This window comes from Paraburkholderia susongensis (assembly GCF_900177725.1).
Classification (GTDB): domain Bacteria; phylum Pseudomonadota; class Gammaproteobacteria; order Burkholderiales; family Burkholderiaceae; genus Paraburkholderia; species Paraburkholderia susongensis.
The window spans coordinates 735,674-748,716 of record NZ_FXAT01000004.1 but is presented as its reverse complement, the minus strand read 5'-3'; the positions used below and the strand labels follow the sequence as shown (position 1 = coordinate 748,716).

12 protein-coding genes are annotated in these 13,043 nt (G+C 63.3%); 8 read left to right on the top strand and 4 right to left on the bottom strand.

From position 1 onward, the window contains the following. Window positions 1-433: 433 nt before the first annotated feature. Window positions 434-1,549, bottom strand: coding sequence for an AI-2E family transporter (locus B9Z01_RS16260; protein ID WP_085484731.1), 1,116 nt, complete (start codon window positions 1,547-1,549; stop codon window positions 434-436). Window positions 1,550-1,820: 271 nt separating this feature from the next. Here B9Z01_RS16260 and B9Z01_RS16255 point away from each other — a divergent pair, with 271 nt between their 5' ends. The 4 genes from B9Z01_RS16255 (at window position 1,821) to B9Z01_RS16240 (ending at window position 5,703) form a co-directional block, all read left to right on the top strand. Next, entirely contained in the window at window positions 1,821-3,035 is a 1,215-nt protein-coding gene (locus B9Z01_RS16255) for a DUF2863 family protein (protein ID WP_085484729.1), read from the top strand. 214 nt (window positions 3,036-3,249) lie between these two features. Next, on the top strand, window positions 3,250-4,131 hold the full coding sequence (locus tag B9Z01_RS16250; RefSeq protein WP_085484727.1) for a response regulator transcription factor: 882 nt from the start codon (window positions 3,250-3,252) through the stop codon (window positions 4,129-4,131). 111 nt (window positions 4,132-4,242) lie between these two features. Continuing rightward, window positions 4,243-4,917 carry an energy-coupling factor ABC transporter permease gene (locus B9Z01_RS16245; RefSeq protein ID WP_085484725.1) on the top strand — a complete coding sequence of 225 codons (675 nt, stop codon included), beginning with the start codon at window positions 4,243-4,245 and terminating at the stop codon, window positions 4,915-4,917. 177 nt (window positions 4,918-5,094) lie between these two features. Then, the gene (locus B9Z01_RS16240) at window positions 5,095-5,703 is read left to right on the top strand and encodes a BspC domain-containing protein (RefSeq protein ID WP_085484723.1); all 609 of its coding nucleotides are present in this window, start codon (window positions 5,095-5,097) and stop codon (window positions 5,701-5,703) included. Window positions 5,704-5,847: 144 nt separating this feature from the next. On the opposite strand, the gene B9Z01_RS16235 is transcribed toward B9Z01_RS16240, so the two are convergent. Together B9Z01_RS16235 and yaaA are read right to left on the bottom strand one after the other, a co-directional pair. Continuing rightward, window positions 5,848-7,014, bottom strand: a complete 1,167-nt coding sequence (locus B9Z01_RS16235) for a M14 family metallopeptidase (RefSeq protein ID WP_085484721.1) — start codon at window positions 7,012-7,014, stop codon at window positions 5,848-5,850. Between the two features lie 48 nt (window positions 7,015-7,062). Beyond that, complete coding sequence (gene yaaA, locus B9Z01_RS16230) at window positions 7,063-7,845, bottom strand: peroxide stress protein YaaA (RefSeq protein WP_085484720.1); 783 nt, start codon at window positions 7,843-7,845, stop codon at window positions 7,063-7,065. A 57-nt stretch (window positions 7,846-7,902) separates the two neighbouring features. Here yaaA and B9Z01_RS16225 point away from each other — a divergent pair, with 57 nt between their 5' ends. Further along, window positions 7,903-8,409 carry a putative toxin-antitoxin system toxin component, PIN family gene (locus B9Z01_RS16225; protein WP_085484718.1) on the top strand — a complete coding sequence of 169 codons (507 nt, stop codon included), beginning with the start codon at window positions 7,903-7,905 and terminating at the stop codon, window positions 8,407-8,409. Window positions 8,410-8,617: 208 nt separating this feature from the next. Beyond that, the gene (locus tag B9Z01_RS16220; protein ID WP_085484716.1) at window positions 8,618-9,790 is read left to right on the top strand and encodes a pyridoxal phosphate-dependent aminotransferase; all 1,173 of its coding nucleotides are present in this window, start codon (window positions 8,618-8,620) and stop codon (window positions 9,788-9,790) included. A 106-nt stretch (window positions 9,791-9,896) separates the two neighbouring features. On the opposite strand, the gene B9Z01_RS16215 is transcribed toward B9Z01_RS16220, so the two are convergent. Continuing rightward, entirely contained in the window at window positions 9,897-10,544 is a 648-nt protein-coding gene (locus B9Z01_RS16215) for a glutathione S-transferase family protein (protein WP_085484714.1), read from the bottom strand. A gap of 129 nt (window positions 10,545-10,673) precedes the next feature. Here B9Z01_RS16215 and B9Z01_RS16210 point away from each other — a divergent pair, with 129 nt between their 5' ends. Then, the gene (locus B9Z01_RS16210; protein ID WP_143808951.1) at window positions 10,674-12,230 is read left to right on the top strand and encodes a 3-hydroxyacyl-CoA dehydrogenase; all 1,557 of its coding nucleotides are present in this window, start codon (window positions 10,674-10,676) and stop codon (window positions 12,228-12,230) included. Continuing rightward, window positions 12,227-13,015 (top strand): oxepin-CoA hydrolase, alternative type, encoded by a 789-nt coding sequence (locus B9Z01_RS16205; RefSeq protein ID WP_085484709.1) that lies wholly within the window; start codon window positions 12,227-12,229, stop codon window positions 13,013-13,015. The genes B9Z01_RS16210 and B9Z01_RS16205 overlap by 4 nt, the downstream gene beginning before the upstream one ends. Window positions 13,016-13,043: the final 28 nt, after the last annotated feature.

Below are 13,043 nucleotides of genomic sequence, written 5' to 3'. Positions count from 1 at the left end.
CCGGTCGCTCACTCAACGTACTGACGATGGATTTCTGCCTGTCTCGCGACAGGCGAAAACCTTCCTCTAATACTTGGTGTGAGACTCTTGATACTTTCGCTTCAGCCAGCTCCCGAAAGAACCGGCCCGCATCCCGCATCAAGTGCCCACACTTATCGGCTGTAGGTTTTTAAAGATCGGTCACAACACCTGCGGTACCCACTATCCGGTACCGCTTCGTTTGCGTCGCTGCGTCTGCAGCAGAGAAGCGGAATTATGCAGTCTCTTCGTGGCGCCGTCAACAGGTTTCTGACAATCCGTCACCCCGTTCACGCCGCCAGAGCCCTGCCATGACTGGCTCTCCCGCTTCCCCATGCCCCGCTGCGCGGAGCACGAAAGAGCGGAATTCTAGCGGCCTCGAGCAAGACTTTCAAGTGCAACATCAGGGTTTTCCTCAAGGCGCCTTTTCTGCGCGGCCCGATTCCTCCAAAACCCGCCCCTTCGCATCGAGAGTCAAAGCCTGCGCGGCTGGGGCACCAATCGTCCAGTCGTGCAGCACGGTATAGGCGACCGCCAGCAAAGTCGGTCCGATGAAAACACCAAGGAAGCCAAACGCCAACGCGCCACCGAGAATGCCGAGCATCACCAGAATCAGCGGCATATCGCTATTCTTGCCAATCAGGATCGGCTTGATGACGTTATCGGACATACCGACGACCAGCACGCCCCATACGACCAGAAAAATCGCCCACCCCGTCGCGCCGCCCTGGTATAGCCAGATCGCCGCAGGCAACCACACAATGACCGGGCCACCCGGCACAACCGACAGAAAAAACGTTGCCAACCCGAGCAGCGCTGGCGCCGGCACACCTGCGATCCAGCAGCCGAACCCCGCCAGAACCGCCTGCACGAGCGCCGTGCCAAGAATCCCGTAGACCACGCCCTTCACCGTACTGCCCGCCAGTGCCAGCAGATAGTCGGCGCGCTCGCCCGTAATACGCCGCATGCCCGCATTCAGCCAGGCAGCTGCACCCTCGCCGCCGGTATAAAAGAAGAACGCAAGCACAATGCTCAGCGCCAGCAACCCCAGTCCGTGCGTCACCGCAATTCCGGCCGCCAGAATCCACTTGCCGGCTGGTGCCGCGAGCGTGCGCAACTGCGCGATCAATTCCGAGTTGCTGCTGGTCACCCGCTCCCAGAAGGCCTCGATGCTCGACCCGACGAGCGGAATTCGCTGCACCCACGGCGGCAGATCCGGCAAGCCGGACTCGAAGAGCCTCTGCACCAGCGCCACGATGTCGTGAACATGCGCGCCGAACGCAAAACCCGCATAGACGAACGGCCCAAGCACGACGACCAGGATGATCAGCACGATCAGGGTAGCGGCCAGCTTGCGCCGGCCGCCGACCGCGCTCGTGAGCCGCCGGTAGAGTCCCCACGAGCTATAGCTGAGAATCGCGCCCCACAGCAGCGCCGTCGTAAAAGGCGCCAGCACCAGCAATGAACCGCCCACGAGGACAATCAGCGCGAATACAGCGGCAAGACGTTCGATCAATTGGTCCGATTTCACGATGGATCTCCTATTGCGCCGACCATGGCAATGAATTGACATACGCCTGTCAGGCGCCCGCTGAACGCCGTCAGTATAGAAGCGACTCGCGCGTCCGGGGGTGACTTATACCATCTGGCCAGGGCGACGTGCGCCGCGCGCGACCGCTCACGCAACGAACCGGTTTTCCATCCGGAAACGCCCAGATGTATTCGCCAATGCAGGCCAAACGGTATAGCGTCCAGGAAAAGACTAGAATATAAGGTTCCGTGCCCCCAATTTTTCCGGATTTATGCGCTCGCGAATCGCCAAACGTCTCCCCCCCGATGCCGACAAACTCGTCGGTCTCTCGCTCGCGCTTTTCGCGTCGGGCAGCCGCACCGAAGACCGCTTCTGGGAAGCGAAGCTCGACGCGCTGCTGGCCAAAATCGTGCGCAACGCCAACCAGACCACGCTGGACGCCGCGCTCGATCATCTGCAGCAGAACCATCCCGACGCCTATGGTGCGCTCGCCGACATGGCGGAAACCCATAGCGAGTCGTTCATCATCGAACATGAAGGCGTGTCTTACGAAGCGCTGTTGATCGCCGCGCCCGTGCTGGCCTGGACCCGCTACGTGATTCCGTCGGGCCCGCTCAAGGCCGACGCGGCCGACGCGCTGCGCGCGCATCTGCAGGCGCATGTGCTCGCCGCGAACACGCGCGTCGCGATGGCGCCGTTTCTGTACAGCATCGACCAGTTGCCGCGCCATCATGTCGAAACGTGGCGTATCGCCCAGCAACTCGCGCAAGCCGCGCTCACCGGCGGCAATGCCCGACTCAATTTCGGCGAGCTGCCGGAAACCTCGCCAATTCTCGCTGACCCGCGCTTTCTGCTGGCTGTGGTCGCGGCGCCAGTGGGCGAGCCGACCTTCCGCTGGCAGGAAGAAGAGCATGGCAGCCGTATCGAGCGCGGCCAGTGTCTCGAGCAGTGGGCCACGCAAGGTGGCGCCAATCTGTCGCTGGCGCTGCCGGGCTGCGAATTCGAGTGCCTGCTGCCGGACGCGTACTACTCGGCTTGCCGCGACGCCGACGAAAGCGTGCGTCCTCACACGGTGCGTACCGCCGTGCGTTATCTGTTTGACACAATTGGCGCGGCGCCGCAGGACCTGCGCGCGGTGGTCGCTGGCTTCGGCGAACGGCATATCGACGAATACCGCGTCGGCTTCACGCGCAAGGGCAGTAACGACGTGATCTACGGCGTCGTGTGGCCGCTCTACGGGCGCGAAAACGGCGAGCCCGGCATCGACGAAGAGCCGCAGGAAATTGCCGTCTCTGACGATCCGCTCGAGGAAATCATCGCGCTGCTCAAGGAGACAGGCATCACCGACGTGCGCCGCCACGCGGGCCGCTTCGAACCTGAATATTGCGATGACTGTGGTGTGCCGCTCTATGCGGACCCGCTCGGTGAAATCGTTCATGCCGAAATGCCCGAAGACGCGGAGCCAGCACAGCCGCACTTCCATTGAACATCGACGCGAGCGTCACGCGTTATCGCAAAAAAGCCCCGCCTTGCGCGGGGTTTTTTGTTGGTGCAGTCACGCTTCCTATGCCTTTTGGACAGCCGTCAAATCGAAGGGAATTTGTCATCATAGGCACGGTGATGCATCGCCGTGAGTGGGTCGGGTTCATGGACCGCACGGGTGCGTCGCGCTATTTCGCCCGATTCATCTGGAGACATGCATGCGCTTCTCGATTCTCAATTCAAACGCGGAACGACGTGATGGACTCAAAGCCCTGCTGCGGCAAATCGACCGGCTGGCGCGTTTTACCGAAGCCCAGGACTGGCGCCAGCTTGAACGTCCGTTCAAGCGTTACCTGCCCGATCTCATCGTGATCGACTGGCAGGACTGGATGTCGGTTCGGGATGCCCGCACGTTGCTCAGCTACTATCCCCAACTGCGGATCGCCGTGCTCACCGACGGGACCTCGCCCTCCCTCGTGCGCGCGCTGATGGACGAAGGCGTGCTCGGCGTCGTGCCGCGCGACACCGATCCATGCCTGATCGTGCGCGCCTTCGAAATGGTGCTGCTCGGTGGTCACTACGTGCCGCCCGGCGCGCTGGCGCTCGATCCCCCGTTGCCGGCAGACACCGCTATCCGCCTGTTCGACGAACAGAATCCGCCGCCACGCCGCAACAGACTCTCGAGCGGACTGTCGCCGCGTCAGGAGCAGATCATGCGCTGCGTCCACATGGGCAGCACCAACAAGATGATCGCGCGCACGCTCGGCATTAGCGAAGGCACGGTCAAGATCCATCTGACCAGCATATTCCAGCAACTCGGCGCGCCCAATCGCGCCGCCGCCGTCGCGCTTTACAACGGCTGGCTCACGAACCATCTGCAGGTGCTGCACAACAACGGCGAAAGCACCGCGCGGCCGGTAACGATGGGGCAGGCGGGCCCGGTTCCCCTGCGACGCCACAAGCGCGCACATTTCCAGTATCCGCAGCCGGCCGGCGACACAAATCCTGCGCTGCCCATGGCCGCCGAACCCGCGACATCCTATGGCGACGCACCGCCTCCGGGGCTCACGCCGAAACCGGTTACGCCGGGCTCGACATGATGCTCATCGTCATGCGCACACAGGTTGCGCGTGTGTGCGCATGCTGGGATGACGGTGGCTGGCATGGAATCCGCTCACACCTTTTCTCGTCCAACGAGTAATATGAGATACATGGGTTTCCTCTACACACCGCTTCCGTTCTGGGTTGCTGTCGGTGGCTGGATTGCCAGCGCGATGGTGATCGCGCTCGCGCTGTGGAAAAATCCTTTCAAAAGACTTCAGGACGGCACGCTCCAGCACGTCTGGCTCGCGATCATCGTCGCCGTGTCGGTGCTGTGGGCAAGCAACGCATGGCTCGATGACGGCACCGTCATGCACCTGCTCGGCGCCACGCTCGTCGTCACGCTATTCGACTGGGGACTCGCGCTGGTCGCCATGGCTGTGGTCACCGGCCTCGCCGCCGTCGTCTTCGACGCCCCCTGGCAAGGTATCGCGGTGACGTTCCTCGTGTACGGCGCGTTGCCCGTCTGTATCTCAACCGTGCTCCAGCGCATCTGCTCCGCGTGGCTGCCGCGCAATCTCTTTATGTTCATCTTCGGCCAGGGCTTCGTTTCGCCCGCTATCGCCGTATCGCTCACAGCCGCGGCGGCGCTCGGCATCCATGTTGCGCTCGCCGGGGGTTCATCGACCGTGGTGCCGGCCGGCTATGCGTTCAGCATGCTACTGCTCGCCACTGGCGAGGCATGGTTCACCGGCATGGCGACGGCGCTGATCGCGGTTTACCGCCCCGCGTGGGTCACCACGTACGATGTGCGACGATACCGCCTGGGCGGCCCACGCACCTGAGAATTTGCGTGCCGATGCCGGCGCGAGTGCGTATCTGTGATAATTCGTCACCTGGTCGCCGGAGACTCACGAGGCGCTCACACCAGGACAAGACCGAATATTTGCCGCAAGATTGAACTCAACGCGGTCGCGAGGCATCTTATCTGCCTCATCTCCCAATAGCGTTTGAAGAACTAGATGGATCGCACCAACGTACCGCGCCGATTGCTGCGTGTGTTCGGCCGGCTGGCAGCCTGCGCAGCGAGTCTCTCGCTTATCTGCACTGCCCCCGCATTCGCCGATCAACTCGAACAGCACAACGGCCTCGTCAGCAAATTTATCAACGACATGCACGCGGACCCGCTCGTTGCGGACTGCGCCGCGCATGGCGACTTTGTCGCAAGCACGTCGACCGCGTTCGACCACGTCGAATTTCCCCCAAGCTCGTTCGATGGCGCCCACTCGTCCGTCACGCCCTGGAACGACTCGTTCGACGAAGGCAAGCAGCGCGTCAAGGTGGACAGCATCGTCACCGTCGAGGGAATTGGCGTGCCCCAGAGCGGCTCCGGCGAGCCTTCAGATCTGAAATTCCGCTGCGGCTACGTCGGCTCGCAGATGCTGGCGTTCAGCTGGAACGATCCGGTGCCGCCGAACCGCGCGCACAGCGAAGGATCGCGCGGCGCATCGGGCAAACATAAAGGCGGCAAGGGCAAGCACTCGGCAAGCGGCAAGACTTCAAAGAAGTCGGCAACGAAGTCGTCGAAGCCAGGCTCGGGTAAATCGTCGCGAGCGCCGTCGAACAAGTAGTCCACCCCAAGCACGACGACGAAAAAAAACCGGGTGACATCCGGCGCTGATTGACCTACGTCAGCACCCGCCCGTCATCCCAATGAAAAACGAGGCATGGGCCTTTCAGCGCGCCTCGTTTTTTTGTGTGCGTCCTTCCGTTCTTTACGCGAACGTCTCCACGTGATGCAGGATCGCCTGCAGCATCGCCGCACCAAGCGACGCGCTACGCTCGCCGTTCCAGCCCGCCCGTTCATCGGGCAGATCGGCGTTGTCCTTGAACGGCATTTCCAGCGTCAACGACAGGCAGCCGAATGCGTTGCCGATGTACTTCGACGCCAGCTTCAACGCATCCTCGCGGTACTTGCTCGCGGCATAGCCGTACTTGTCCTGAAAATCCGGACTCGCGTGCTTGAACGCTTCGATGAACGCCTTCTGTTCGCTCCCCTGCCGCTCGGTGAAGCCCGGCAGCATCTCGGAGCCCGCGACGAACACATACGGCAGCGCCTCGTCGCCGTGGATATCGAAGAACAGATCGCAGCCCGTCGCGTGGATCGCGTCGCGCACCACCAGCACTTCAGGACTGCGCGCGGCGTCCGGCTCCATCCACTCGCGATTCAGGTTCGCGCCGGCTGCATTGGTGCGCAGATTGCCGTGCACGCTGCCGTCCGGATTCATGTTCGGCACGATGTAGAACACCGCGTGATCGTAGAGCTTGCGCGCGACCGGATCGCCTGCCCAATCGCCCCAACCCGCGAGACGCTTCACGAGCCCTTCGATAAACCATTCGGCCATCGTCTCGCCGGGATGCTGACGCGCGATCAGCCAGACCTTCTTCTTCGGCGTGGCGTGTGCGGCATCTTCGGCTTCCGGCGTGGCGAGCGTAAGCAGCGAAATGGGCCGCCCTTCGACGGTCCTGCCTAGCTCCGTGAGCGAGGCGTGCGGCATCTGCTGCACGGCGCCGAGAAATTCCGCGTGACGCTCTTCGCTGTACGGCTCGAAATACGCGTAGTAGATGCTGTCGAACTCCGGCGTGTGATCGATCGTCAGCACGCGGCCGTCATACGAGGTCGGTACGCGGAACCAGTTCACGCGGTCGTAGCTCGCCACCGCCCGATAATCGCGCCAGCCTTCGGCAAACGCACATGCGGCGGCGTTCTCGAAGGTCATCACGCAACGTTCGCCGGCCGCGCCGGACAGGCGGAAATAAAACCACTGCGCGAATTCCGCGTGGCTGTCGGGCCGCACGCGCAGGCGGATATTGCCGGCGTCCTCGCAGGACAACACTTCAATCGCGCCCGCGTCGAAATTGCTCGTAATCGATAACGTCATGAGATTCTTCCCTGCCTGTGTGTTCGCCTGTCCGGCGTGGCGGCACGCTTATTCGGCGATGCGGCGGCGAAATACGTAAGTGGAATCGTTCGAGGCCTCGGCGCTGAACGCATAGCCTTCGGAGTCGAACGCCTTCAACTGCTCGGGCCGCTCGAGGCGGTTCTCGACCGCATAGCGGGCCATCAGGCCACGCGCGCGTTTCGCGTGGAAGCTGATGATCTTGTAGCGGCCGCCTTTCCAGTCTTCGAACACTGTCGTAACGACTGGCGCTTCGAGCAGCTTCGGTTTGACCGACCTGAAGTACTCGCCCGACGCGCAGTTCACCAGCACACGCGAGCCCGCCGCGTTCTTCTTCAGTTGCGCATTCAGCGCCTGCGTGATCCGCTCGCCCCAGAACGCATACAGATCCTTGCCGCGCGGATTGACGAGGCGCGTGCCCATTTCGAGCCGGTACGGTTGCAACAGATCGAGCGGACGCAGCAGACCGTAGAGCCCGGACAGCACACGCACGTGACTCTGCGCATAGTCGAGATCGGCGGACGACAGGCTCTTCGCATCAAAGCCTTCATACACGTCGCCGTTGAAGGCGAGCACCGCCTGCTTGGCGTTGTGCGTGCCGAATTGCGGCGACCAGTCGGCGTAACGCTGGAAATTGAGGTGTGCGAGTTGGTCGGAAATGCCCATCAGCGAAGCGATCTGTTGCGGCGACAAACTGCGCAGGCCACCGATCAGTTCGGCTGCGTCGTCGATGAAATCGGGGATCGTGTGCTTTTTGACGTGCGGCGGGGTTTCGTAGTCGAGCGATTTCGCCGGCGACAGAACGATTATCATAGAGGCTTGCAGGCACGTCGTGCCTGGCGGTCAAAGACGAAAGCCAGATTGTAACGAATGCCCGGTTCCCACGCCTCAAGCGGCGCCTTGCGCGTCGTGCTCGATTCCAATGTCTGGATCGATATTCTCGTGTTCGACGACCCGCATACGCGGCCGATCGCCGCCGCGCTCGAAAGCGGCGCGCTCACCGCGCTGATCGACGCGCGCTGCCTCGCCGAACTCACCTACGTGCTCGACTATCCGCAATTCATGTATAGGAACGTCGACAAAGCCGCCGCGCTCGCGCTCGTCGCGCGGCTCACGCAGAGGTTCGAGCCGCCGGCGCTCACCGAGGCCGCCGAAGACGCACGGCCGCTGCCCCAATGCAAGGATCGCGACGACCAGAAGTTTCTCGAACTCGCGCACGCGGCGCAGGCCGACTGGCTGGTTTCGAAAGATCGCGCGGTGTTGAAGCTCGCCAAACGGATTGCGCGCGATTTCGGCTTCAGGATCGCTCAACCGGCGCCGTTCGTTGCGGCAGCCGGCATTGCGCAGAACACCGGGAGCGAACCTGTCACCGCGTAGATCCAGCCGCCTGAGCCGCGCCTGAGCCGTATGCGCGGCCATCTGTGCCCCGTTGAATGACTTCGGCTCACCCGGGCTTGGCCAGACGGCTAACGTGTATCCCGTCGCGCGCAAACCGTGCCGCGATTCCCTACAATCAGGCTTCGCCCTTCGTAACGACACTTTTCGAGAACCCGGCCAACCCTATCGCCCTGCTACGAACAACGCCATGAACGCACCGCACGACACGCCCACGAGCCCCACGTTTCCATCTCGCCTGCCGGACGTCGGCACGACAATCTTCACTGTGATGAGCGCGCTCGCCGCGGAAAAAGACGCGGTGAATCTGGGCCAGGGCTTTCCCGACTTCGGCTGCGACCCGCGCATCGTCGATGCGGTCGCAAACGCGATGCGCGACGGCCACAACCAGTACCCGCCGATGGCGGGCGTCCTGCCGCTGCGCCAGGCGATCTCGGACAAGATCGCCAATCTGTACGGCCGCCGCTACGACGCAAACAGCGAAATCACCGTGACGGCGGGCGCCACGCAGGCGCTGCTCACCGCGATTCTCTGCACCGTCCATCCCGGCGACGAAGTGGTCGTGATCGAGCCGACCTACGACAGCTATCTGCCGTCGATCGAACTGGCGGGCGGCAAGCCCGTCTTCGTCACGCTCGAGGCGCCCGACTACGCGATCCCGTTCGACAAGCTCGCCGCGGCGATCACGCCGAAGACGCGGCTCATCATGATCAACACGCCGCACAACCCGACCGGCACGGTCTGGCGCGAAGAGGACATGCGCAAGCTCGAAGAGATCGTGCGCGGCACCAACGTGCTGATCCTCTCCGACGAGGTGTACGAGCACATGGTCTACGACGGCGCGCCGCACGAAAGCGTCGCACGCTATCCGGAACTCGCGCAGCGCAGCTTTGTGGTCTCGAGCTTCGGCAAGACCTATCACGTGACGGGCTGGAAGGTCGGCTATGTGGCCGCTCCCGCCGCGCTCACGGCCGAGTTCCGCAAGGTGCACCAGTTCAACGTGTTCACCGTCAATACGCCGATGCAGATCGGCCTTGCTGACTACATGAAGGACCCCGCACCGTATCTGGATCTGCCCGCGTTCTATCAGCGCAAGCGCGACCTCTTCCGCGCGGGTCTCGCAAACTCGCGCTTCAGGCTGCTGCCGTGCACGGGCACGTACTTTCAGTGCGTCGATTACTCGGCGATCAGCGATCTGCCCGAAGCCGAGTTCGCGCAATGGCTGACTGGCGAAATAGGCGTCGCGGCCATTCCTGTCTCGGCGTTCTATCACGAGGCGCACGAATCCGGCGTGGTGCGCTTCTGCTTCGCCAAGCAGGAAAGCACGCTTGCCACCGCGCTCGAGCGGCTGGCGCGACTCTAGGATGTTCCGCGCGATGTCACGAACGAACCCACGTTCCTTGCCATCGCGCACCGCGGCATGGGTGTGCGCGCCGCATCCATGCACGCTGCGTCAAACGCACATTCCATCAGGCCGCGCGCGACGCCGCGATATAAGCCTTGCGATCCTCGTTCACGCGCTGCGCGGCCGGCCGTGCGTTGATCGTCTTGATGTAGCTCTTCCAGTCGATCCCCGCCTCGAGCAGAAAATCGCGACCATAAATGGCCTGTGTCGCCGCGCCCACGAGCGGCAGGCTCACGTAGCCGGCGGTATCGGCGACGCTGAAATGCTCGCCGCACAGATACGGCGCGAACTTCGCAATCCGCTTGAAGCCGGCAATGTGATGAACGAGCAGTTTCTCGACACGCCCCCTCGTCGCGTCGCTCACGGTGCCGCCGAAAAACGCTTCCTTGTACAGATTGCGCGCCGTGAGTTCGAGGTGCACGTCGACGAACGTAATCATCTCGCGCTCCTTGGCCGCCTGCCATGGGCCAGCGGAGAAGATGCGCCTGTCGGGAAAGCGCGCGGCGAGATATTCGACGATGCACTGCGATTCGCACAGGTCACCGTCCTCGGTCTGCAGATACGGCACCTTGCCAAGCGGCGAATGCTCGAGCATCGCCTCTTCCTGGCTCGGTTTCACGAACACCTCCTCGAACGGAATGCCGTGCTCGAGCAACACGAATTTGACCTTGTTGAAGTAGTTGGAAAGCGCGAAACCGCAGAGCTTCATCATCGGGAGTCTCCTTCTTTCGGGTTGTGTGAGACCGCGCATCGAAGTCTCGACGCAGCGGTATTCAATCAAATCATCCATTAAATAGCATGATCGTGCTATTCTAAAATAACCATGGAGCCGAGCATCACAATGAACTCTCGCAATTTCAGCATCGAGGCCATCGGCATTGTCGGCACCGGCGCAATGGGCCGTGGCATCGCGCAGATCGCGGCGCTCGCGGGCCTGAGCGTGCGGCTGTACGACACCAACCCCGCTGCCGTCGGCGCCGCGCGCGACTACCTCGCGGAGACTTTCGCCAAATTGACGGCCAAAGGCAAGCTCGAACAGCCGCGCTCGCTCGCCGCGCTCGCAAACGTGAGCGGCGTGCAGAACATCAGTGAGCTGGCAGGCTGCGATCTGGTCGTCGAGGCGATCGTCGAGAAACTCGAGGTGAAGCAGGCGCTCTTTCGCGAACTCGAAGCCGTCGTGAGCGGCCGCTGCATTCTCGCGTCCAATACGTCGTCGCTGTCGATCACGGCCATCGCTGCAGGCTGCACCGACCCGTCGCGCGTAGTCGGCTATCACTTCTTCAATCCCGTGCCGCTGATGAAGGTCGTCGAAGTGATCGACGGTCTGCGCAGCGACCCCGCGGCCGGCGACGCGCTCATGGATCTCTCGCGCCGCATGGGCCACACGCCGGTGCGCGCGAAAGACATGCCCGGCTTCATCGTCAATCACGCGGGCCGCGGCATGAACACCGAGGGCCTGCGCGTAGCGGGCGAAGGCGTGGCCGGGTTTGCCGACATCGACCGCATCATGCGCGAGCAGGCCGGCTTTCGCCTCGGACCGTTCGAGCTGCTGGACCTGACCGCGCTCGACGTATCGCACCCGGTGATGGAGTCGATCTATCATCAGTTTTATGAAGAACCACGCTACACGCCGTCGCCGATCACCGGCACGCGGCTGGCAGGCGGCCTGCTCGGCCGCAAGACCGGCGAAGGTTTTTATCGCTACGTGGACGGCAAACAGCAGGTGCCCGCCGAAGCGCCCGCGCCGACCGTGCTGCCGTCAAGCGTATGGGTCAGCAAACGCTACCCGCAGGCGCATGAAGCAGTCGTGCAACTCATCGGCAAAGCGGGCGTGAAGCTCGACGAGGGCGCGACGCCCGCTGCGGATTCGCTGATCGTCGTCACGCCGTTCGGCCATGATGCGACCACGGCTGCGGTCGACGAAGCGCTCGACGCGAGCCGCGTCGTCGCCGTCGACGCCCTCTTCCCGCTCGTCAACGCGCGGCGCCGCACGCTGATGACCACGCCGGCCACGACACGCGCGGCACGCGACGCCGGGCATGCGCTTTTCGCCGCCGACGGCGTGCCCGTCACCGTGATCCGCGATTCGACCGGCTTCGTCGCGCAACGCGTGGTCGCGACGATCGTCAACATCGGCTGCGACATCGCGCAAAAGCAGATCGCCACGCCGGGCGACATCGACCTCGCGGTCACGCTCGGCCTCGGCTATCCGCGCGGACCGCTCGCACTCGGCGACGCGCTCGGCGCCACGACCATTCTGACGATCCTGCGCAACATGTTCAGCGTGCTCGGCGAGCCGCGCTACCGTGCGTCGCCGTGGCTCGCGCGGCGCGCGCAGCTCGGCCTTTCGCTGACGCAGCGCGATGCCGCGGACCTGCAAACGGAGACCCAACCATGAGCGCCGCCCTGCTCGCTTCACGCCCTGCCAGCAGCGAATCCACGCTGGTCCTTACGCTCTCGAATCCCGGCGCGCGCAACGCGCTGCATCCGGATATGTACGCGGCCGGCATCGAGGCGTTCGACACCGTCGAGCGCGATCCGTCGATTCGCGCGGTCGTGATCGCCGGCGCCGACAACTTCTTTTGCGCGGGCGGCAATCTGAACCGCCTGCTCGAAAATCGCGCGAAAGATCCGTCCGTGCAAGCCGAGAGCATCGACATGCTCGGCCAATGGATTTCGGCGCTGCGGCTGTCGTCGAAACCGGTGATCGCGGCCGTCGAAGGCGCCGCGGCCGGCGCGGGATTTTCGCTTGCGCTCGCCTGCGATCTGATCGTTGCCGCGGACAACGCCAGGTTCGCGATGTCGTATGCGCGTGTCGGCTTGACGCCCGATGGCGGCGGCTCGTGGTTCCTCGCCCAGGCGCTGCCGCGCCAGCTCGCCACCGAGGTGCTGATCGAAGCCAAGCCGATCGGCGCCGCGCGTCTGCACGAACTCGGCGTCGTCAACCGGCTCACGAAACCAGGCACCGCGCTCGATGACGCGATCGCATGGGCCGACGAACTCAGTGCGATTTCACCCAATTCGATTGCGCGCATCAAAGGGCTGGTCGCCGTGGCCGGCACGCAGCCGCTTGCGGATCATCTGGTCACGGAGCGCGACAACTTCGTCGCCTCGCTGCATCATCGCGAAGGTCTCGAAGGGATTACCGCGTTCCTCGAAAAACGCGCGCCGGTCTACAAGTAACGATCCATGAGCGAAGAGCGAGGAGCGA